Origin of the sequence: Rossellomorea sp. RS05 (assembly GCF_039822645.1) — a bacterium.
In the GTDB taxonomy this organism is placed as follows: domain Bacteria; phylum Bacillota; class Bacilli; order Bacillales; family Bacillaceae_B; genus Rossellomorea; species Rossellomorea marisflavi_B.
This window is the reverse complement of record NZ_JBDKWY010000009.1, coordinates 97,793-120,656: the sequence shown is the minus strand read 5'-3', so window position 1 is coordinate 120,656 and position 22,864 is coordinate 97,793. Positions and strand designations below refer to the sequence as shown.

20 protein-coding genes are annotated in these 22,864 nt (G+C 48.4%); 9 read left to right on the top strand and 11 right to left on the bottom strand.

Going from position 1 to position 22,864, the window contains the following annotated elements; translation table 11 throughout:
* Positions 1-51: 51 nt before the first annotated feature.
* Positions 52-930, bottom strand: coding sequence for a DMT family transporter (locus tag ABJ225_RS19255; RefSeq protein ID WP_218246640.1), 879 nt, complete (start codon positions 928-930; stop codon positions 52-54).
* 16 nt (positions 931-946) lie between these two features.
* Entirely contained in the window at positions 947-2,080 is a 1,134-nt protein-coding gene (locus ABJ225_RS19250; protein WP_347321367.1) for an NADH-dependent flavin oxidoreductase, read from the bottom strand.
* A gap of 130 nt (positions 2,081-2,210) precedes the next feature.
* Here ABJ225_RS19250 and ABJ225_RS19245 point away from each other — a divergent pair, with 130 nt between their 5' ends.
* The 4 genes from ABJ225_RS19245 to ABJ225_RS19230 all read left to right on the top strand — a co-directional run bounded on the left by ABJ225_RS19245 (position 2,211) and on the right by ABJ225_RS19230 (position 7,032).
* Positions 2,211-3,080, top strand: a complete 870-nt coding sequence (locus ABJ225_RS19245) for a LysR family transcriptional regulator (protein ID WP_347321366.1) — start codon at positions 2,211-2,213, stop codon at positions 3,078-3,080.
* Between the two features lie 381 nt (positions 3,081-3,461).
* A complete protein-coding gene (locus ABJ225_RS19240) occupies positions 3,462-5,942 on the top strand; it encodes a PQQ-binding-like beta-propeller repeat protein (protein ID WP_347321365.1) in 2,481 nt (826 codons plus the stop codon).
* 425 nt (positions 5,943-6,367) lie between these two features.
* Positions 6,368-6,553, top strand: coding sequence for a hypothetical protein (locus ABJ225_RS19235; protein WP_347321364.1), 186 nt, complete (start codon positions 6,368-6,370; stop codon positions 6,551-6,553).
* Between the two features lie 86 nt (positions 6,554-6,639).
* Positions 6,640-7,032, top strand: a complete 393-nt coding sequence (locus ABJ225_RS19230) for a DUF4176 domain-containing protein (protein WP_347321363.1) — start codon at positions 6,640-6,642, stop codon at positions 7,030-7,032.
* Positions 7,033-7,117: 85 nt separating this feature from the next.
* Here the strand turns inward: ABJ225_RS19230 and ABJ225_RS19225 are convergent, their stop codons facing one another.
* Complete coding sequence (locus ABJ225_RS19225) at positions 7,118-7,783, bottom strand: glycoside hydrolase family 16 protein (protein WP_218246634.1); 666 nt, start codon at positions 7,781-7,783, stop codon at positions 7,118-7,120.
* Between the two features lie 201 nt (positions 7,784-7,984).
* Between ABJ225_RS19225 and ABJ225_RS19220 the strand changes: the two genes are divergently transcribed.
* The 4 genes from ABJ225_RS19220 (at position 7,985) to ABJ225_RS19205 (ending at position 11,072) form a co-directional block, all read left to right on the top strand.
* Positions 7,985-8,320, top strand: coding sequence for a hypothetical protein (locus ABJ225_RS19220; protein ID WP_347321362.1), 336 nt, complete (start codon positions 7,985-7,987; stop codon positions 8,318-8,320).
* A complete protein-coding gene (locus tag ABJ225_RS19215; protein ID WP_347321361.1) occupies positions 8,223-9,344 on the top strand; it encodes a vWA domain-containing protein in 1,122 nt (373 codons plus the stop codon). The genes ABJ225_RS19220 and ABJ225_RS19215 overlap by 98 nt, the downstream gene beginning before the upstream one ends.
* Positions 9,345-9,481: 137 nt before the next feature.
* Entirely contained in the window at positions 9,482-10,033 is a 552-nt protein-coding gene (locus ABJ225_RS19210) for a GNAT family N-acetyltransferase (RefSeq protein ID WP_218246631.1), read from the top strand.
* A 49-nt stretch (positions 10,034-10,082) separates the two neighbouring features.
* Entirely contained in the window at positions 10,083-11,072 is a 990-nt protein-coding gene (locus tag ABJ225_RS19205) for a potassium channel family protein (RefSeq protein WP_048014658.1), read from the top strand.
* Here ABJ225_RS19205 and ABJ225_RS19200 read toward each other — a convergent pair.
* The 4 genes from ABJ225_RS19200 to ABJ225_RS19185 all read right to left on the bottom strand — a co-directional run bounded on the left by ABJ225_RS19200 (position 11,069) and on the right by ABJ225_RS19185 (position 16,551).
* Positions 11,069-11,473 carry a YugN-like family protein gene (locus tag ABJ225_RS19200; RefSeq protein WP_347321360.1) on the bottom strand — a complete coding sequence of 135 codons (405 nt, stop codon included), beginning with the start codon at positions 11,471-11,473 and terminating at the stop codon, positions 11,069-11,071. The genes ABJ225_RS19205 and ABJ225_RS19200 overlap by 4 nt on opposite strands.
* A 61-nt stretch (positions 11,474-11,534) precedes the next feature.
* On the bottom strand, positions 11,535-13,349 hold the full coding sequence (gene asnB / locus ABJ225_RS19195) for an asparagine synthase (glutamine-hydrolyzing) (RefSeq protein ID WP_347321359.1): 1,815 nt from the start codon (positions 13,347-13,349) through the stop codon (positions 11,535-11,537).
* Between the two features lie 520 nt (positions 13,350-13,869).
* Positions 13,870-15,219: a glucose-6-phosphate isomerase gene (locus tag ABJ225_RS19190; protein WP_347321358.1), complete on the bottom strand. Its 1,350-nt coding sequence runs from the start codon at positions 15,217-15,219 to the stop codon at positions 13,870-13,872.
* Positions 15,220-15,381: 162 nt separating this feature from the next.
* Positions 15,382-16,551: an iron-containing alcohol dehydrogenase gene (locus tag ABJ225_RS19185; RefSeq protein WP_347321357.1), complete on the bottom strand. Its 1,170-nt coding sequence runs from the start codon at positions 16,549-16,551 to the stop codon at positions 15,382-15,384.
* Positions 16,552-16,716: 165 nt separating this feature from the next.
* On the opposite strand from ABJ225_RS19185, the gene ABJ225_RS19180 reads away from it, so the two are divergent.
* Positions 16,717-16,950 carry a DUF378 domain-containing protein gene (locus tag ABJ225_RS19180; RefSeq protein ID WP_048006980.1) on the top strand — a complete coding sequence of 78 codons (234 nt, stop codon included), beginning with the start codon at positions 16,717-16,719 and terminating at the stop codon, positions 16,948-16,950.
* A gap of 45 nt (positions 16,951-16,995) precedes the next feature.
* On the opposite strand, the gene ABJ225_RS19175 is transcribed toward ABJ225_RS19180, so the two are convergent.
* From ABJ225_RS19175 to pruA, 4 genes are all read right to left on the bottom strand, one after another.
* Positions 16,996-18,387 carry an aldehyde dehydrogenase gene (locus ABJ225_RS19175; protein ID WP_347321356.1) on the bottom strand — a complete coding sequence of 464 codons (1,392 nt, stop codon included), beginning with the start codon at positions 18,385-18,387 and terminating at the stop codon, positions 16,996-16,998.
* Positions 18,388-18,535: 148 nt separating this feature from the next.
* Positions 18,536-19,780 carry a Glu/Leu/Phe/Val family dehydrogenase gene (locus tag ABJ225_RS19170; RefSeq protein ID WP_048014653.1) on the bottom strand — a complete coding sequence of 415 codons (1,245 nt, stop codon included), beginning with the start codon at positions 19,778-19,780 and terminating at the stop codon, positions 18,536-18,538.
* Positions 19,781-19,899: 119 nt separating this feature from the next.
* Positions 19,900-21,090 (bottom strand): ornithine--oxo-acid transaminase, encoded by a 1,191-nt coding sequence (locus ABJ225_RS19165; protein WP_347321355.1) that lies wholly within the window; start codon positions 21,088-21,090, stop codon positions 19,900-19,902.
* A gap of 85 nt (positions 21,091-21,175) precedes the next feature.
* A complete protein-coding gene (gene pruA / locus ABJ225_RS19160; RefSeq protein ID WP_347321354.1) occupies positions 21,176-22,720 on the bottom strand; it encodes an L-glutamate gamma-semialdehyde dehydrogenase in 1,545 nt (514 codons plus the stop codon).
* Positions 22,721-22,864 lie beyond the last annotated feature (144 nt).

Genomic DNA, 22,864 nt, shown 5'->3' with positions numbered 1-22,864 from the left:
TTAACACTTTAACCCCTCACTTGAATCAGTGAGGGGTTTATTATCAAGAAATCAGCTTATCATTCTTCGGGTTTTATGCTCCCGTGGGGAGATTGTGGCAAGCATCCCAGCAAAAATCAGGATGATACCTGCCCATTGAAATCGATCCGGCCGGAATCCTGACAGTAGGATATCAAGTAAAATGGCGACAGCGGGATCAATGAAAACCATGAAGGAAATGGTCTTGGCTGTCAAATGGCGTAGACTTTGAAAGAATAACAGGTACACAAAACCGGTGTGCACCACCCCTGTGAAAATTGAATACATCCATTGCTCTCTACTTAGAGAAAAATAAACTGTGTAATCAACGAAGGGCAACAAGATAAGGAGCCCTATCACCATCTGGAGGAAGGTGACCAAATACAGGCTTGATTTCGTCACACTTTTCCCTAACAACATGGTGGCGGCATAGAAAAAAGCAGCCATCACACCCCATGCTATCCCTTCCCCTCCCAAGACGGGATGGCCACCGGCTTTCAGTCCCATGATGGAGATTGTACCGATGAAACAAAGGGAGAGGGCAAGGAACGTCCGCGTGGTCCACTTCTCCCTGAATAAGAACCTCCCTGCAATCAGGACGAATATGGGAGCAAGATGATACAGGGAGATCGCAATCGTTACGGATGTTTTTTCAAAAGATGCGTACAGGCAGATCCAGTTTAATAGATTTGCCACGGCGCATAATAAGATCATGCCCACTTCTCTCCGGTCCAACTTATCCATTCCGCCCTCTCGCTTAACAAGCCAAACAACAAACAGGAGCAGGGCTGCACACAGAAGGCGGACGGCAATCAATTCTATGTACGGCAATCCGGTGAGTTTCGAGAAAAAACCGACGGATCCAAATAAGGCCATCGCCAAAGCGAAACGGAGCAATGAAGCTTGATGCATTCTGGCTTCCTCTTTTCTACGGATGTGCCGGTAGCCCATCCCTTTTCAAAATGTTGTTCCACATAAGCTCAGGGATGACAAGTCTATGCCGACCATTCCGGGGGAGAAACGTATTGATATCACTCTGACGTCCACTTTGCACCTTTTCCATCCAGTCAGGCTCCATCAGGATTTCCCTCCCCAATCCAAACAGGGGCACTCCTTTTTTAATGACGGCAATGGCTTCATCAGGTGTATGGATGGACCCGAGGGTGAGAAAGCTTGTCCTCACTCCAATAACATCACGGAAAATCTCGGTCCGTGTCATGTTCAAGTTCGATCCGCTTCTCGGCATGGACCATACATTCTTTACGGAAAGATGGAGGTACGATAACCCTTTATCTGCCAATGCATCGACAAGTTCGACCGTATCGTCCATTTTCAGTCCCGATTTCTCCGGTTCTTCCGGGGAGAAACGGTACCCGATAATAAATCCTTCCCTCGCATACAGGTCACGTACCCGCTTGATTTCATCAATGACTGCTTCTGCAAACCTCATCCGCTTCAATCGTGTCCCACCCCAGTGATCGGTTCGATGATTGGAAAATGGAGAGAAGAACTGCTGAATCAAATATCCGTTGGCTCCATGGATTTCCACTCCGTCGAAACCAGCTCGGATGGCGATATAAGCAGCTTGTCCAAAATCCCTGATCGTCTCCAAGATTTCCTCGTGCGTCATCTCTCTGGGATGATATTCCCATCCACATCTTTCATACACTGTTGCTGTTACACCGCTTGGGCTGACGAGGCGCTCCCCATGGGTATAACCCGGAAGACTTTCACTCCCACCGTGATGTAATTGAAGGATCGCCTTAGCTCCCTTCTCCTTGATGATGGTAGAAAGCTTCGTTAGACCATCGATTGCTTCCTCCCCATATGATTTCATCTGTCGGGGAAAGCTTGTGGCGACGGGGGAAATGGCAGCTGCAGCCGTGATGAACATCCCTGCCCCCCCAGCCCTTCTACCGTAATAAGCAAACTCTTCTTCTGACACTCTGCCATCCTCACACCCTGAATAGGTCGTCATGGGAGCGATCACAAGCCTGTTCTTAAGGATCGCATTGGGTGAAAGTACATAGGGTGTCGTCAATTCAAGATACTGATTGTTCAATTTCATCCATCTCCTATCTGGTTTTTGTTCTATTAATAGTGTATTCTTCTATTTAACATAAGGGAAATGAATATTAATCATCTTTATCATTAGAGATTCTCATGCATAACATTATAAGGAGCGTGCTCACTTGAATTCATTTCAACTCAAGGTGCTATTAAAAGTAATAGATAGCGGAAGCTTCACCAGGACAGGGGACCAGATTGGTTTAACCCAGTCCGGCGTCAGCCATATCATCACAGCGCTGGAGAACGAACTGGGCATCGCGTTATTACACAGAGCTCGTACTGGATCTTCATTGACGGCAGAGGGGCAAACTGTTATTGCCCATATGCGGGAAATTGCTGGCCACATGGAACAGATTGAACAGAAAGTGGCTGCCCTGAATGGATTGACCATTGGGAGACTGTCAATCGGGAGCTTTCCCAGTTTTTCTGCACGGTATATTCCTACATTGCTTGCGCTATTCAAGGAACAGTTCCCAACAATTGATGTCCACCTTTATGAAGGAGGATATGAAGACATCCGCAAGTGGGTCCAAGATGGAACGGTCGACATCGGATTCACCGCCCTTCCTGTTCATAAAGTGGATTTCATCTCCTTGCTGGAAGACCCCCTTTATGTAGTGATCCCTAATGGACATTCCTTTTTTGGTAGAGGCACAGTCCATGTAGAAGATATGACCGGCCAATCGTTCATTATGCTACGCTCGGGATGCGAAACACTTATCGAGGAAGCATTTAAACAACATGGTGTCTCCCCATCCATCTCGTATGATATCAAGGACAATCAGACCGTCATTTCAATGGTGTCCAAGAACCTTGGCATTAGCATCATGCCCAATCTTGCACTTCCTGAGGAATCGATGGATCTCTACTATGCATCCCTTGAACCGCAATTGGTAAGGAACATCGGTTACATTACAAGAAAAGGGAAAGCCCCTTCTCCTCTAGCGTTGGAGTTCATGAGCATAATCGATCATTGTTTTCCTGATCATTAACGTCTTTTAAAAGACGGTTCAACGTATGGATTAAGAAAGCTGCTGATCAATTAGAATGGGCTCTCATTATGCTGATATAAGGATTTTTTCTTCTCCTCTTTAGTCCATAGGTTGCATACCCATCCTTTATCCCGACTTCTAGCGTATAAATGGGTTCCATCTAATGCTCTTGACCCAGTTGATGACAGGACCATTGGACCTGCCGTCTACTTTGTGATCAATTCAAGGACTATCGGTCCTTTTTTCGTCAAGTCCCTCCCCTCCTTTACTAGACAAGGATTGAAGGCAGAAGGGCCTTTACATTCCTACTATAATATTGGTTTTCTCTTCCATCGCCTCTACCATGAAGGAGAAGGATCCTATAAACAGGAGGCGAACAGGATGAAAAAAGTCATGATACGTTTTGTAATCTTTTTGTTGATTCTGTCTGCTACACCGATGACGGCGGGCGCCGCGCCAAGTAAACTTGATATGACCCATTACGGTGCACCTGAGGAACTGCTCACTCCTCTGACGGATGCAATCAGTATCTTCAACGGGGCTGTCGGAACAGAGAACGGGAAACCCGTCATGTATACCACGACCAAGGGGCTTCCGGCACAGCTGAATGTCATTGACATCCAGTCGGAGAAGCTGCTGCGCATCATTCCCCTTGAAGGAGCCGAGAACACGTGGGCACATGAAGTATTGCCGAATGGAGATCTCTACATCGCCACGATCGGCGGTGGCGCCAAGCTATGGAAATACACCCCTGGTTCCGATCAAGCGGAAGTGGTCGCCACCTTCCCGGGTGAGACCTTCCCCTTTGCCATCACATCTGATCAGGGGAACGTGTATGTCGGAACGTATCCTAACGGAAAAGTGTATCAGTATGATCCCGATACCGGTAAGGTGGATGATTACGGAAGGATGATCGGGGAGTCCTCGCAGGAGTACATACGCTCCCTTGCCGTGATCGGGGATGATGCCTATTCCGGTACGGGTCACGGGAAAATCATCCATTATGACCGCGCAACCGGCGAGAAAGAAGACATCGCTGCTTCCATCGGGGAGCCGGGCCACATCTATGATCTAGATAAAGTGGATGACCGGTACCTGTTCGCACGCTACGAGCTTTCAAGCAACGCGTATGTTTATGATACTCAGGAGAAAAAATGGCTGGATGTCGTCATTCCAAAGGCACGCGGTCTCCATGTTCCCGAAACGTCGCATGAAGGTAAGATCTATTTCATGAATACAGAAAACAACCTTCAAACGCTGAACTTAGAAAACCTGGCAATCGAAGACTCTGGTATTCAATATGAAAGTGGATTCCGGGGTGTGGATTGGGTCGAGTTCGGGACGCCCGACCTTCCGGGAAAAAGCCTTGTGACGATCAATTTCTCGGGATACGTTTCCATTCTCAATCTTGAAAAGGGGGAAACGGTCCGGACCCCTCCCCTCGCTCAGGGTACGGCCAATGTCATCAACAAGATCCATACAGGACCCGATGGGAACCTCTATATAAGCGGGGTACAGACAGGGAAAGGGGCCATCTATGACCCCATCGGGAAAACGAAGAAGGTGTTTGATATGGGGCAGGGAGATGCCATTGCATCCTTCGGGAAGAATGTCCTGTTCGGTGTTTATCCTGCCGGTGATGTGAGGGAATATGATACGTCCCTCGAACCTTCATCCACCAATCCTGAAAAGCTCTTCACATTGGGAGAGGGCCAAAATCGTGTCAGCTCCATTGTAGAAGGTGGCGGAAAAGCCTTCATTGGAAGCATCCCTTTTTACGGGGAGCTCGGAGGTGCACTGACCGTCTATGATCCCGATAAGGAAGATGACCCTTATACGGTCTATAGGAATGTCGTGCAGGACCAGAGCGTGAACAGTCTTGCATACAGAGATGGGAAGGTATACGGAACCACGACGATCAATGGTGGACTGGGGGCTGACCCGACGGCCGAGGAAGCGAAGATCTTTGTATGGGACGTGGCAAAAGCAGAAAAAATCCGGGAAGTCTCATTGGATATCGATGGCCTGGATAAACCCGAATCGATCGGGGATCTGTCATTCGGTCCAGACGGACTCCTATGGGGAGCTGCCATCGGAACGGTATTCGCCCTGGATCCGGACACCCTGGAAGTGGTGAAAAGCAAGAAACTCTACGATTCTCCACCACTCAGTGCCTGGAATAAAATCAAACTCCAATGGTCCGAGGGTCTCCTGTATGCCGACTTCAGCGGGAACCTCACTGCCATCGACCCGACCAGCCTTCACCATAAACAGATTGCCAGGGTCTATGCATACACCATTGCTCCAGATGGCAACATCTATTACGCATCCAGGGAAAACCGGACGATGCTTCACAAAATGGAAGTCAAGTCGCTGCAGGGGAAAGACGACCTCAAGGTCACGAATCATCAGTTCGAACAGCCGCTTAAAAAAGACGCCATACCGGGGTGGACCTCCATGTTCCAAACCTCAGGTGATGTGGAGTATCAACAATCAGGAGAGGAACATTCCCACGGTAGAAAGAGCCTGAAACTGACAGACAAAGCACGGAATAAATCCGTTGCACTGATGAGTGACCCCATCCCAGTCAAAGGGGGGGATACCATCGAAGCCTCCACAAACCTCTTCATCAAAGAAGGGACAGGAAGCTTCATGATCCGATACTTCGATAAGAATGGGAAAGAACTCTCTTCCACGCCGGTCCACACAGACAAAGATCTGAACAAATGGCAAAGGGTATACGTGACCACTGAAGCACCGGAACATGCCTCATCAGCCAGGGTGATCTGCTTCATTACCTCCTACTCCGTGGGAACCGTCTACTATGATAAAGTCGAGGTCAAGAAGTTGAGGTTTGAATAAAACCAATTCAAAGGTAAGAAAACGAAGTGATCACAAAATCCGGACTGGAATTCCACTGTCATGCCATGACAGGGAACGCGTCCGGATTTTTTATGCATCCACGCAAAAAGCATGGATGCATTCGTCTGCCTCCATGCCAAAGTTAGTTGAAACTCGGCTTCGTCTACACCACTTATGACACTAGATCAAAGAGGATTACAAACCCACTATTTAGGTATATGGTAAACATTAACTCTTCTTGTTTCAAGAGCGATCGCTTATCCATTCAATATCCTATGGATGACATTCATCTTGACAACGGAGTACCACACTCTAACCACTGTCAACATGATAGTAAGGAAAGCTATGAAGGAGAATGATATGACATTCACCAAAAAAAATTATTCCGATTGCTTCTCCTCTTGTTCCCCATTTTTTTTGGGACCATGGGTACCATCAGCTTAATTGTTCTGGTCACTTGGGGAATAACACCAGAAGATTTGCTTTCCCAACTACCTGTTGTGGTGACCTTGGCCTTGGTCTTTTATACCCCCTGCCTCATCTCCCTCTTCATCCGCGCCTTCTTCTTCAAGAAAGATGAGAGATATCCTGAAGATCAGAAAGGCATCTGATTGAAACTCTATTTCCATCAAGAGGCTGTAGCACTAAGAAAAGGTTGTAACACATCGATTCAGAAATTGAAATCAGGAGGAAACCTATGAATAGTAAACGGATGCTGGTGGTTATCCTCTCCACATTGATCACAGTCGGATGCAGTCAGCAAACAACCAAAGACGTCAAAAAAGAAGAGCCAAAAGAAGTCAGCCTCGCCCCCACCAAGCTGCTTCCCATCGGCACGGTGTTCAAGCTTTCAAACATGGATAAATCGGTGATGATCTACGGCTACAATCAAATTCAAGTAAGTACAAAAAATCAATTCGACTATATTGGGGTTCCATATCCCGAAGGCAATATATCTGCTAATTACAACGTGTTTTTCAACCGTAATCTGATTGAAGAGGTCTTACATAACGGCTACGTCACGGATGAGGATAAAAAGATCCGCGAAGAAGTCGATCGTGAGAGGAATTGCGTATTAACCTTCCTGTGATAACCACACCATCGCCCACCTGAAAAAGGAGAATGTGGACCGTCCACCATTCTCCTTTTCTATTTCCATGTATAGCCCCTACCTGTCAGGAAAGCGGCTGAAATTCAAACCGGTCCACGACGATCTCCATTCCTTCAGCAGGAGCTTTTCCGTCCATGAGCCACAGGTTGATGCCCACTTTTTCTCCCCTGCTGTCCGGGACGTCCCCTGTGTATTCCCAGTCCTGGATCTTGAACCACTCAAGCGGCAACGGCAGGTCCGTGTAATGCCCGTGCAGGGACATGAACCGTATGCTACGGGGCGTCCACTTGAACGTGTGGGTCGAACAGTTTCCGTTCAATTTCATAGGGAACGAGTGGAGATTTCCCGGTTCTGAATAGGGCTGTACCACATACTGTGCGTTGTGGCCTCCCGGATTTCCCCATTTGGCAAATTCGATATCGATTTCACGATGGTGTTGCTCAGGTGAGTTTTCATCATAGGTGAATAAGCCAAGTACACCGTTCAGGTCCATCCGGTCCGGTCTTCCTTCCAGCCAAAACCGGTACGTCCCATACCCCAGTGTCTCGCTCAGCGTCACCTCGGCACATCTCCATGTGTTCTTGTGTTTCGTGATTCGTAAATGAAGACGGCCATCCCGGTCCACCCATGCATTTTCCCCCGCAAAGTAATTCGGTCCAGGTCCGGTCTTCCTTGCACCGCTCTTCACAATCCACTCATATCCGCTCCACTGCAACGTCTTTTTAGTCAACTGTAGTCCCCCTTCTTTCATTCCTTACTGGTATCGTATGAAGGAGCTTCTTGATCCGAAGGGGTGTTTGTCCCGTCTTCCATCACATTCTGCGATTAGGTTTATCGTCACGGTCATTGGGTACTGGATTTACAGTAAATTATTGGATAACCTTGTCCACGGAATCCCTTCATACGAGATCCACCCAGAGGAGATGAAAGCATGAAGAAAAGATGGTTATTAACCCTTATTCTAGTGTTCATTCTTTCTGGATGCCAGAGCGAAAAACAGTTGGCCGGGAAGAAAGAAAAAGCGGCACCCCAGGAGACCAAAGTGGAAAAGGTGTCTTCCCAAACAACGGAAGAACTGATTGACCAAACGAACGGCGAGATCTATGAGAAGCATATCCCTTCCGATGACAACCAAAACGCAGCCAGATCCGCTTCTGAGGATGCAGCAGATGAGTATCTCGATCACATCAAAAAAGAAAGATACCGGGGACTGGGATGCGGAACGTTGGGCGGCCTCCATTACCGAGAATCTCAGGACCGGCTATAAGGAAAAAGCAGGAGAGTTTGAAAACTATGAGGTGGTATTTGATGAAATCAAGCTTCCCGATGGACGCCTCCTCCAGGACGTCGACCTTGAAGAACTGACGGAAGAACAAAAAGAAGTCAATATTGCCCTCCTCATCGACTCCAGTGGCAGCATGAAAGCGGAAGTGGACGGCGAAAGCAAGATGGAGCTGGCAAAGGAAAGCCTTGAAAACTTCGCCGGTGAACTTCCCGAAGGCGCAAATGTCTCCTTGATCGCCTTCGGCCATAAAGGAACCGGATCGGACAGCGTTAAGAAAATGAGCTGCAAAGCCGTTGAATCCTTTTATCCGATGGAGGAATATGACAAGGGGAAATTTGCAAGCGCCTTGGACGGGTTCGACCCTAAAGGAAGGACTCCACTTGCTGAAAGCATCCTCCTTGCCAATGACCAGTTCCCGAAGGATGCCCAGAACTGCATCTACGTGGTGAGCGATGGCATCGAAACCTGTGACGGCGACCCTGTCGAAGCCGCGAAGAAAGTGAAGGAAGACAATACCGACGTCCAAGTCAACATCATCGGCTTCGACGTCGACTCCAAAGCCGACGACCAGCTTAAAAACGTCGCACTGGCAGGAGGCGGCGAGTACACTTCCGTCAAAACGAAACAAGAGCTTAAAGACATTGAAACCTCCTGGAAGGACAGCATCAGCGAAGGGACGTGGATTCGGTGGAAATCAGACAACTTCAGCAACAATATCTGGACATCCGTCGATTATTATAATAATCTTCGTGACCTATACAGTTCTTACCTTACTATGAGGAATCTCGAGCACGACCGATTCCTTGATGCAGTCAATGCCCTTGTAGACGATGAACTGATCGACCTGGACAAGAAACAGGAAATCCTTACGATCTTGGATGAACGAAACCAGAAAATCAAGGATTACATGAGCGGTTTGGAATCAGATAAAAAGGACGAAATCCAAGAAACGTCCGATGATTTGAAGAAAAAAGTGGATGAGATTGAGAAAAAGTTCAGAGACTGACCCCGGAAGTGCCGTTCAAGCGGCACTTTTTTTCATTTCCAGCTTAACTTGGCTAAAGGGAATTCGTGAAAAACCCCGCATACCCAAATGGATAATCATGGTATAATGTTTTTCATACATAAAGGAGGAATCCCAGCATGACCACCTATCCGACATTCACCACAACAAGACTCACTCTCAGACAGCTCCACCAAAAAGACGCACAGGCCCTCTTCACCCTTTATACTTCACCCGAGGTGCTGACCTACTTTGGCATGGAGCCACTCGAATCCATCGCCAAGGCTGAAGGGATCATCGAAGCAAGACAGGAAGCCGCAGGACTTGCCCCTATGCGATGGGCCATCGCCGATCAGGGGGACAACCTCATTGGCACATGCGGATTTCACGCAACCTCCGTGCCCCACAAACGCTGTGAAATCGGCTATGACCTTTTGCCAATCCACTGGGGGAAAGGGTACATGACGGAAGCCTTGCAGCCCGTCATCGACTATCTGTTCCGTGAAAAAGGCGTCGTCAGGGTCGGGGCGGTCATCATCCCGGAGAACGCGGGATCTTCACGCGTCGTGGAGAAGCTTGGATTCACAAGGGAAGGGCTGCTCCGTGACTACATCATGCAAGATCAGCAGTCGCATGATGTATACAGCTACAGCATGCTGAAGAAAGAATGGGCAGACGGAGTTATGAGTTAGCCCCGATTCGGCAATAATGGTCAGTGCAGATAAAAAGGAGCTGGTACCCATGCAACAACTCATCCACGGCTTTTTGCGCTGGCCGCTTGTCATCCGGATCTTGATCATGGCCCTCGCCGTCATGAGCACCTGCGGCGTCATGATCCACTATCTCGAACCGGACACCTTCCCCTCATTTTTTGACGGGATCTGGTGGGCGGTCATCACGACTTCGACTGTAGGATACGGAGATTTCGTCCCCAAGACCGCTGAAGGGAAAACCCTGGGTATCCTCCTCATCCTGGTAGGGGCAGGGTTTCTCTCCACCTATTTCGTCATGCTGGCAACGGAAACCGTGACCACCCAAAACGGATATATGGAGGGGAAGACCGCTTATAAAGGAAAAGGACAGGTCATCATCATCGGGTGGAACGAACGCACCCGTGAAATCATCCATCAGCTCACATCCCTGCAATCAAGCTGCGATGTAATCCTCATTGATGATTCCCTTCAGAAGAACCCTTATCGTAACAACCATGTCCATTTCGTCAAAGGTTCCCCTTTCAAGGACACCATCCTTCAAAAGGCCAATCTCCGGGAAGCGAAGATCGCCTTGGTCACATCAGATCAGAATAAGGATGAGATGACGTCGGATATGAACACGATCCTGACCCTGCTTGCCATTAAAGGAAACCAACCGTCCCTCCATACTGTGGTGGAAGTCCTTCAGAAGGATCAGGTCGAAAATGCGAAGCGGGCAGGCGCAGATGAAGTCATCCAGACGAATATGCAGACCAGCCTCGTCATGATGAACAGCATCATCTCCCAAGGAATGTCCAGGACGATCCTTAAGCTCTTGAATCATCTGAAAGGCAATAACCTGAAGCTGATTCCCGTCATGGATGAGCACGCCGGGTCTACCTTCCAATCCCTCAGTGCCCTGCTGCTGAAGGAAAGGGTCATCCTTTTAGGCATCAAAAAGGGGGAAAACACGTTAGTGAATCCCCCCATGGACGTTGTGGTCGAAACCACAGACGAACTGCTTGTCATATCCAATTAATGAAACAGGGTCTGCTCGAGTTCCTTCACGAGCTCCCTGCCTACTTCAATGTATTCCTCAGGAAAGCTGGCATCTGAATCCTGTGGCTCCGAGAACTGATTGAAGGATCCTGAAAGATTCCCGGTCGAGGCATGATCATCCAGCCCTATCTGATATTTATGGGACAGGAGGAATGGCTTCCCGAACTTGACCGTCGCCCCCCTTGAGTCCAACTGCCCGTCCACCGAGGTGAACGGCAGCCTCAAGAACTGATACCCCACCTCTTCATCGATTTTATAATCGAAATATCCATGGTCATAATCCCAGTTTCCCCCGATGGAATACCCCAGTGGCTTCAATTCCTGCTCCAATTTGTAAAGCTGATAATGCTTCCCTTCAAGGCTTGATGAAATCTCGATCACATCATCCATCCCCTTTCATTTTAGGGATAGTTTCTCCTTTTAGCGGGAAAACATGTAGGTCTTACAGCTTGACTGAAACATCATATTCCTTCAACCATTCATTCACTTGGATCAAGTAATCGAATAACGACTTCACCATGGTGGTGGATTGTTCTTTGTCATCGATCATGGCACGCACTTTATCCGCATCGATCAGATTCAGGATCGGTGACTGTGGATCATTCAGGATCGACAGCATCCAGTCTTTCACACCTTCATAGTAGGCCTCATCCTTCGTACTCGGATACGCACTCTTCCTCCGATTGCGCACATCGTCCGGAAGATAATCCTTCAGTGCACGACGCAGGATTCCTTTTTCGATATCATCCACATTTTTCATTTCAAACGGGATGTTCCAAAGATACTCCACAAGGCGATAATCACAGAATGGCACACGCACTTCAAAGCCTGTCATCATGCTAGCACGGTCTTTCCGGTCGAGCATGAACGGTAGGAAACGCGTGATGAACATGAAGGACATCCTCCTTTGCTTCGCCTCGATGTCGGACTCTCCTTCAAGGACCGGAAGCTCCTTCAGTGCTTCCTGATAGCGCTGTTTGCGATAGTCCTCTATATGGAGCTGGTCGAGAAGATCGTCCTTCATGACGTCAGCGATCCCACCAATATTGAGTAGCCATGGGAAGATACCCGCGTCCAGATATTCCTCCTGATGGAACCAAGGATAGCCAGAGAACACTTCATCTGCCGATTCCCCTGATAGAGCGACGGTAGCCGTCTTTTTCATTTCGGTGAACAGGAGATAAAGGGACGTCTCGATTTCACCGACTCCAGGCAAGTCCCTTGCTTTCATCGGAGTCAACAGGTTATCAACGAGCTTTTTCGCGTCAAAGACGATGGACGTATGATCGGTGCCCACATGTTCCGAAACGCGTTTTACCCAAGGTTCATCAAGATCCCTGCGCAGGAAGTCCTCCTCGAAATCTGCTTCGTTATTCACAAAGTCGATGGAATAAGATGTCAGGGTCTTATCTCCGTATTCACGACCGGCAATCGCAGTCAAGCCACTGGAATCCAGTCCACCGGATAACATCGTGGTGAGCGGCTTATCCGCGATAAGCTGACGTTTCACTGTATCTTCAAGGATTTCCTTGATTGTATTGACGGTTGTATCCATATCATCCGTATGTTTCTTGCTTTCAAGGGTCCAATATTGGACGTCTTGCTTACCTTGTTCATTGTAGATCATGTAATGACCGGCACGGACTTCATTGATATTCTTGAAGATCGCTTGACCTGGTGTTCTCATAGGTCCCATGCCGAACAGCTCGGAAAGTCCTGTTTGATCGATTTGTGCGTCTACCTCCGGATGGGCAAGGAGCGCTTTGATTTCGGAACCGAAGAGCAATCCATTTCCCTCTTCTGTAAAGAAAAGTGGTTTCACTCCTAGATGATCACGCCCAAGCATGAGTTGTTTCTTCTCTTCATCCCAGATCCCGAATGCGAAGATCCCGTTGAAGTGACGAACACACTCTTCTCCCCACTCAAGATAAGAGTGAAGCAAAACTTCTGTATCAGAGCTTGTGTTGAAGGTGTGACCTTTCTCCGTCAATTCTTCTTTAAGCTCCAGATAGTTATAAAGCTCACCATTATAAGTAAGAGCGATTTGATGATAGTTGTTTTGATAAAGCATGGGCTGTTTCCCGCCATTCGGGTCGATTACGATGAGTCTACGATGACCAAGGGCTGCATTCTCGCTCACCCACGCACCTTCTGCATCCGGTCCCCTATGTTCAATGGCATCGGTCATGGATTTTAAAATATGCTGTTGTTCTCGTAAGTCTTTTTTCCAATCAATCCAGCCTGCAATTCCACACATTTCTATACGCCTTCTTTCTCGAATGTTAAACCGATCGCTCGGTCTAACAAGATGGTAAACCCTCTCCTTCAACGCAGTCAAAGAAAGATATTCCGTTTTAACGAAATGGCATCCATGGTCTATGGACGCTTCCATCATTATCCTAAAGATGTGTGCCTGCAGTCTTACTGATCCACGCTTCAAAAAGACATGGATTTCTTACAACTTAAGGTAAATAACTTTACGGGACACGAATGAGTTTCGAGCAAAGTCGCTGTCATTCACTACGTTCCTGAAAAGGCTGTTCATGTGAAAAATCCAGGGAAACGTTCTTGCCCCGTGCAGACCCTCTCTTTTCATGGTGGAAGGCACTTCCGTATCGCTGACGCTTGGTCTCACCCATTGTTCCAAAGGTCTCTTTGGCCTGTTCTCCAATCAACGGCCTAGCCCGGAATACAAAAAAACCGAACGAATTCGATCGTATCGAATTCGTTCGGCTATTCTATTGACCGGAACGTGTTTGTACCGGTCTATTTCTGCATTATTTCAAGCGTTTCTCAAGTTCAGCTTTCTTTTCTTCGAATCCAGGTTTCCCAAGAAGGGCGAACATATTCACTTTGTAAGCCTCTACCCCAGGCTGATCAAATGGATTGACGCCAAGAAGATAACCGCTCACAGCACATGCCTTCTTGAAGAAATACACAAGGTATCCGAACGTATACGCGTCCATGGCAGGGATTTCGACGATCAGGTTCGGAACGCCGCCATCTGTATGGGCGAGCAAAGTTCCTTCGAATGCTTTGTTGTTTACGAAATCGATGGTTTGTCCTGCAAGGTAGTTCAGGCCGTCAAGATCGCTGTCCGCTTCTTCGATCACAAGCTCATGGCGTGCTTCCTGAACCTTCACGACGGTTTCAAAGATATCGCGGCGACCTTCTTGTACATATTGTCCAAGTGAGTGAAGATCAGTCGAGAAGTTTGCAGATGAAGGGTAGATCCCTTTTTGGTCTTTTCCTTCGCTCTCACCGAAGAGCTGTTTCCACCACTCAGCGAAGTATTGAAGACCTGGCTCATAGTTGATGAGCATTTCAATGGTTTTGCCTTTGTTATACAGAACGTTTCGCACGGCTGCGTATTGGTAGGCCGGGTTCTCGGAAAGCTCTGATTGACCGAAGTCTTCCCTTGCCTTTGCTGCTCCGTCCATCATCGCTTCGATATCCACTCCGCTAACGGCAATCGGCAGGAGACCTACAGCCGTCAGAACAGAATAGCGACCGCCGACATCATCAGGCACGACGAATGTTTCATAGCCTTCGTCATTCGCAAGGGTCTTAAGGGCACCTTTTGCTTTATCCGTTGTTGCATAAATGCGTTTGCGCGCTTCTTCTACTCCATACTTCTCTTCAAGCATTTTGCGGAAGATACGGAAGGCGATCGCCGGCTCGGTTGTTGTACCGGATTTTGAGATGACATTGATAGAGAAGTCTTTGTCTTCAAGGAGATCCATCAAGTCTTTCATGTAAGTGGAGCTGATGTTTTGTCCAAGGAAGAGGACCTGTGGTGCTGAACGCTTTTCTTTTGAAACGGTATTGAAGAAGCTGTGATTGAGCATTTCAATGGCAGCTCTTGCTCCAAGGTAAGATCCACCAATTCCGATGACAAGAAGGATATCGGAATCTTTGTTGATCTTTTCTGACGCTTTTTGAATGCGGGCAAATTCTTCTTTATCATAATCGACAGGAAGATCGATCCATCCAAGGAAGTCGCTTCCCGCACCTGTTTTTTCATGCAGGGCGTGATGTGCCGCTTTGACGGCATCACTCAAATATGTAATTTCATGTTCACCAAAAAAGGATAACGCATTTGAATAATCAAAACGAATGTGTGTCATAACCATCCTCCGATTGTTTTATTTTGCTTCTATCTCACTTTATCGAATCCGGTCATCATAATCAAGAAACGCAGATAACTGAAAACGCATTCATTCAAAAGTTTTTATGTGATCACTGTATTTCTTAAAATAGCCGGTCCAAAACAGGACCGGCCATGATTATTATAGGGATGCGCGCAGGATGCTGAGCGTATCCTCTTTGTTCAATTTATGGTTGTTGAAGTTACCGAATTCGCCGTTGGCCATTGCTTTATCAGCAATGAGGTCAAGCTTGCTGTCATCAATATCGTAGTCAGCCAGGCGTGAAGGGGCACCGATGCTGGACCAGAATTCACGAAGTTTCTCGATTCCTTCAAGAGCCACTTCTTCCTGTGTTTTGCCTTCAGGATCGACATTCCATACGCGCTCAGCCAGCTGTGCAAAACGGGCAGGGTTCACGTTCAGGTTGTGCTTCATCCAGTTAGGGAACAGGATCGCCAAACCGCCTGCATGAGGGATATCGTACACGGCAGACACAGCGTGCTCGATGTTATGGCTTCCCCAGTCACCGTTGTAGCCCATTTGAAGCATACCGTTGAGGGCAATGGTTCCAGAATATAGGATCGTTTCGCGAAGCTCGTAGTTCTCAAGGTCATTGATCAGCTTAGGTGCTGTTTCAATCACGACTTTCAGTACGGATTCACACATGCGGTCCTGAAGCGGTGTATTCGTAGCATTATGGAAATACTGCTCGAACACATGGGACATCATGTCGACCATTCCGTAGATCGTGTGGTTTTTAGGAACAGTGAATGTGTTTTCCGGATCGAGGATTGAGAATTGAGGGAATGTAACCGGGCTTCCCCAGCCGTATTTTTCATTGGTTTCCCAGTTTGTGATAACAGATCCTGCATTCATTTCTGAACCGGTCGCAGCAAGGGTCAACACGGTACCGAATGGAAGGGCTTCTGAAGCAAAAGCTTTCTTCGTAACAAGATCCCATGCATCTCCGTCATATTTCGCACCTGCAGCGATGGCTTTGGTACAGTCGATGACGCTACCTCCACCTACCGCAAGCAGGAAGTCGATGCCTTCTTCTTTACAGATATCCACACCGCGTCTTACCGTGGTCAAACGTGGATTCGGTTCAACACCGGCAAGTTCGAATACTTCGGCATCGATATCTTTCAAGACAGCTGTTACCTGATCATAAAGGCCGCTTTTCTTGATGCTTCCGCCACCGTAGACGAGAAGTACTTTTTTACCGTATTGAGGAACAAGTTCCTTCAGCTGCCCGACTTGACCTTTACCAAAGATCAATTTCGTCGGATTATAAAACGTAAATTCATTCATTATGAATACCTCCTAAAGAGAATATGTTCGTGTTCACCTTTTTTATTATGGATGAGACCCGGCGTAAAATGCAAAGAACTTGCCCAAAAATTTAAAAGGCTCGCACATATCTATGGACGGTTGGGGGATAGTAATAGTGAACCATACAATAAGGAGGAAACAAACATGAGTGCTTTACAACGTATTGCATTGGTTCTCACCATCATCGGTGCCGTGAACTGGGGGCTGATCGGATTTTTCCAATTCGACCTCGTCGCCGCCATTTTCGGAGGACAAGGTGCCGGACTTTCCCGGATCATCTATGGTCTGGTTGGAATTTCAGGACTGATCAATCTTGGATTACTTTTCAAACCGACAGAGGAACTGGAACGGGATCACCGTACAGAACCTACACGATAAATGAAATTCAAGAAGGCGTCCCCACTAGACGGGACGCCTTCTTCTTTATTTCAGCAGCTTTTTAATGAGCTGCATGCCGAATCTTCCATTCGGATACCGGAAGCTCATATCAAATTTATTCGTCTGTTTCATGACGCTTTTATAGTGGGAGAATGTGGAGAAGCTGGACTCACCGTGATAGCTCCCCATGCCGCTTTCCCCTACGCCACCGAATGGAAGATAGGGCGTCACGATATGCATCAGGGTATCATTGATACAGCCCCCGCCATACGAGATATTCCCCGTGATGGCAGCTTCTGTTGCTTCATTGTTTGTGAACAGATACAGTGCCAGGGGCTTCGGCCTTTCCGTTACATAGTCAATGACTTCTTCCAGGTTTTCGTACTCGAGCACCGGGAATACGGGACCGAAGATTTCTTCCTGCATGACCGGGACAGAGTGATCCTTCGGTGTCATCAGGGTCGGCTCCATCTTCAGGAACGTACGATCGAGCTTCCCGCCTAAGAGGATTTCCCCGTCCTCGAGATAAGAGGCAATCCTGTCAAAATGCCGTTCATTGATGATGCGCCCGTACTTATCATTCTTGAGGGGCTCTGGACCATAAAATGTCACGACGGCATTCTTGAACTCCGTGATGAATTGCTCCTTGATGCTCTTATGAAGGAAAAGATAATCCGGGGCGATGCAGGTCTGTCCTGCATTCGTGACCTTCCCGAAAGCGATCCGCTTGGCTGCAAGGGCGATATCCGCCGTCTCGTCCACGATGCAGGGGCTTTTCCCCCCAAGCTCGAGGGTGACAGGGATCAAGCGTTTGCTTGCCGCTTCCATAACGACCTTCCCGACAGGTACACTGCCCGTGAAGAAGATGTAGTCAAATGGTTGATCTAGGAGATGCCCCGTTGTTTCCACTCCTCCTTCAATCACTTTCAGCACATGTCCGTCAAAGCGGGCGGAGATGATCCGCTCAAGAAGACGTGATGTATGGACGGTAAGCTCTGAAGGCTTGATGATGGCTGTGTTCCCTGCTGCGATGGCACCGATCACAGGGGCAAGGGCAAGCTGGATTGGGTAATTCCACGGGGAGATAATCAGCGTGACCCCATAGGGTTCCGGTACCGAATAACTTTTAGACCCGATATGGGTCTTGGCTACCTTTACTTTTTTCGGTTCTGCCCACTCATCGATGTGTTTGAGCACGAAGCGTATCTCTTCCAGAAGGATGCCGATTTCCGTTGCATAGGTCTCCATTTCAGACTTGTTCAGATCCATTTGCAGGGCGTGAATGATGTCTTCCTCATGATCCTTGATCGTCTGATAGAGCGTTTCAAGAGTTTCTTTCCTGTTGGAAATGAGTCTCGTATGTCCATTCTTGAAAAAGGACTTTTGATTCTGTATGGCATGCTTTACCGCTTCAAGGGATGTTTCTGCAATGTTCATCTTTCATGACCTCCGATTCACTATGTATCCGCTTTAGCTGCTCTTCCTTCAATCGTACGAACGGAACAGGTGAATGTCAATTTTATAAAGCTCACATACCAAAAAAAGCGCATCATCCCGAGAGATGATGCGCCATGGCATGCGATGGTTAGACCCAACCTCTGAATCTTGAGGCTTCAGCCATTTTGCGCGCTCCCACCATGTAGGCGGCAAGACGCATATTGACTCGGCGGTTCTGTGATGTTTCATAGACATTATTGAACGCTTCGACAAGCTTGATCTGAAGCTTCTCGTTTACTTCTTCCTCTGTCCAGTAATAGCCTTGGTTGTTCTGTACCCATTCGAAGTAAGATACCGTTACACCGCCTGCGCTTGCAAGGACGTCCGGTACAAGGAGGATGCCACGTTCGGACAAGATCCTTGTTGCTTCGAGCGTGGTCGGTCCATTCGCCGCTTCCACGACGATGGACGCCTTGATATCATGTGCATTCTGCTCCGTAATCTGATTCGAGATGGCAGCAGGCACCAAGATATCACAATCCAGCTCAAGGAGCTCCTTGTTGGAAAGTGTATTCTCGAATAGCGTCGTCACGGTTCCGAAACTGTCGCGGCGGTCCAGCAGGTAATCGATATCGAGTCCGTCGGGATCATGGAGCGCCCCGTGGGCATCCGAGATGGCGATGACCTTGGCTCCGGCATCATGCATGAACTTCGCAAGGAAGCTACCTGCATTCCCGAATCCTTGGATCACGACACGGGCTCCCTTGATATCGATTCCGCGCTTTTTGGCCGCTTCGTCGATGCAGATGGTCACACCTTGCGCGGTCGCTTTTTCACGACCCTGTGATCCTCCGAGGACAATCGGTTTCCCCGTGATGAAACCAGGAGAATCATTTTCCCGCAAACGGCTGTATTCATCCATCATCCAGGCCATAATTTGCGAGTTGGTGTAAACGTCAGGTGCCGGAATATCCTTCGTCGGCCCGACGATCTGGCTGATCGCCCTTACATATCCACGGCTGAGCTTTTCAAGCTCGGTGAAGGACATGGTGCGGGGATCACAGATGATCCCGCCTTTTCCTCCGCCGTACGGAAGATCGACGATCCCGCATTTCAGGCTCATCCACATGGAAAGCGCCTTCACTTCTTCCTCATCGACCTCAGGATGGAAGCGTACGCCTCCCTTTGTAGGACCGACAGCATCATTATGCTGTGCGCGGTAACCCGTGAAAACCTTGATGCTTCCGTCGTCCATCCTGACAGGGATGCGGACGGTCAGCATGCGGATCGGTTCTTTTAGTAGTTCGAACATTTCTTCGGAATAGCCCAGTTTGGACAAAGCATCATTGATGACATGTTGTGTAGAAGTAAACAGATTAAGGTTTTCTCCCATTGTTAACATTCGCCTCTTTATTATGTGATCTGAAACCGTTGTAATTGTAACATATAACTGTTACCTAAACCATCAGCATCTACAAAATTTCGAAAAGATTCCGTCTCTTGTCCACGCTTTCAAGAAAGCACTTTCTTGATACGCTCGATTGCCCAGTCCAGATCTTCCTGAGAAATCACAAGAGGTGGAGCGAATCGGATGACGGTATCATGGGTTTCTTTACAAAGAAGTCCTTCATCCTTCAGCTTTTCACAATACGCACGTGCAGGTTCATGAAGCTCGACCCCGATGAAGAGACCACTTCCCCGGACCTCCTTGATGAGGGGGTTCTTGATCTCCTTAAGTTTCCCCATGAAGTACTCGCCCAACTCCAGGGAGCGATCTGCAAGCTTTTCATCGATGAGCACATCGAGTGAAGCGATGGAAACGGCACATGCCATCGGGTTTCCTCCAAATGTAGAACCATGAGAGCCCGGATTGAACACGCCAAGGACCGCTTCGTCCGCCACTACGCATGAAATCGGGAACACACCTCCGCCGAGTGCTTTACCGAGAATATACATATCCGGATCGACCCCGGCCCACTCACACGCAAACATTTTACCGGAGCGGGCAAGCCCCGCCTGGATCTCATCCGCGATGAAGAGCACATTCTGCTCCTTGCAAAGATCGGCAGCTGCTTTCAGGAAACCTTCAGGAGGGAACACAATCCCGGCCTCTCCCTGGATCGGCTCGATGAGGAAGGCTGCCGTATTCGGTGTGATCGCCTCTTTCAACGCGTCAAGATCGCCATATGGAATGAGATTGATGCCTGGCAGCATCGGCCCGAATCCACGCTTATATTCTTCTTCTGACGATAGAGAAACAGCCGTCATCGTCCTGCCGTGGAAGTTCCCATTGCACGCGATGATTTCAGCACGGTTTTCCTCGACACCTTTCACATCATACGCCCAGCGCCTGGCCGTTTTGATGGCCGTTTCGACTGCTTCTGCTCCCGTGTTCATCGGCAGGGCCATATCCTTGCCTGTCAGCTGACAGATTTTCTCGTACCACGGTGCCAACTGATCGTTATGGAAGGCACGTGATGTAAGCGTCACGCGGTCCGCCTGATCCTTCAGCGCCTGGATGATCTTCGGATGGCGATGGCCCTGGTTGACGGCAGAATACGCACTGAGCATATCCATGTAGCGGTTGCCTTCGGGATCGGTCACCCATACCCCTTCTGCTTCCGAAATGACAATCGGCAGGGGATGATAATTCCTTGCTCCGTATTTATCTGTTTGATCGATGATCGCCTGTGAACTCGCCATGCATATTCCTCCTTTAAATTCACCGGTATTACCGGTTTATATAAGGATGGAGCCCCTGTCAGACAAGAGCTCCTTCCGTTTTTCCTTATAGAGTTTCCGAAGTTGTTTTCGCTTGAAGGTGAAGCAACAGATAATCAGGTCCGCCTGCTTTGGAATCCGTCCCGGACATATTGAATCCTCCGAACGGCTGGTATCCAACGATGGCACCTGTACAGCCGCGGTTGAAGTAAAGGTTTCCGACGTGGAAGTCCTCTCGTGCCTGTTCGATTTTCTCACGGTTGTTCGTGATGACCGCTCCAGTCAATCCGTAATCCGTATTGTTCGCGATCTCAAGGGCATGATCGAAATCCTTCGCCTTGGAGAAGGCTACGACCGGTCCGAAGATTTCTTCCTGCATGAGTCGTGCATCAGGAGCAAGGTCGGCAAAAATCGTCGGTTTGACGAAGTAGCCTTTCGAGCTGTCTCCCTCGCCTCCGACCATGAGTTTTCCTTCTTCCTTACCGATTTCGATGTAGCTCATGATCTTATCGAATGAAGCTTGATCGATGACCGGTCCCATGAAGTTATCCTGGTCGACAGGGTTTCCGACTGTGAGTTCCTTCGTCAATTCAACTGCACGCTCGAGCACCTGGTCGTATACATCTTCCACGACGACGGCACGTGAACAAGCCGAGCATTTTTGACCGGAGAAGCCAAAGGCAGATGCCACGATGGATTTAGCTGCAAGTTCGATATCGCCTTCTGAATCGACGACGATCGTATCTTTCCCTCCCATTTCAGCGATCACGCGCTTCAGCCATTTCTGACCAGGATGGACTTTTGCAGCCCTTTCGTAGATGCGGATCCCGACATCACGTGATCCCGTGAAGGAGATGAAACGTGTTTTCGGGTGATCTACGAGGTAATCCCCGACTTCAGCACCGCTTCCAGGGATATAGTTGATAACGCCTTTTGGAAGACCGGCTTCTTCAAGGACTTCGATGAATTTAGCCGCAACGACGGCTGTCGTGGATGCAGGCTTCAAGAGCACCGTATTCCCTGTCACGATGGCCGCAACAGCCGTACCGGCCATGATGGCAAACGCGAAGTTCCAAGGAGAGATGACAACGCCCACTCCCAGAGGGATATAGTTGAACTGGTTGTATTCGCCAGGACGGCTTTCTACAGGGAATCCATCTTTCAGGCGCAGCATCTGGCGTGCATAATACTCCATGAAGTCGATTGCTTCGGCCGTATCGGCATCCGCCTCATTCCATGGTTTGCCCGCTTCTTTTGTCAGCAGGGCTGAAAATTCGTGCTTGCGTCGGCGTACGATGGCAGAAGCACGGAACAGGATATCTGCACGTGTTTCCGGTTTCACTTTCCGCCAGGTCTGGAATGTATCATATGCTACGTTCATTGCTTTTTCTGCGAGTTCCTGATCCGCTTTTGATACATTTCCGATCAGTTCTTTATGGTCTGCAGGATTGACTGACACCAATTTTGCATCAGTAGTCACTCGTTCCCCGCCGATAATCAGGGGAAAGTCTTGTCCAAGATAGGCTTCAACTGTTTTTAAGCCTTCTTTATACGCTTTTTGGTTTTCTTTGTTCGAGAAGTCTGTGAATGGTTCATGCTTGTAAGGAATCATATGGGTGTTGCCCCCTTTTAAACAAAGATTTTTAGTGAGATCTCAGAGGGTTTCTGTCGCAAAACGCAAAAAATATTTGCATTCAGAAAACCCTTACACTTATAATAATGCAAAAGATGGTTGCTTTTTTCAAGAGTTTTTTGA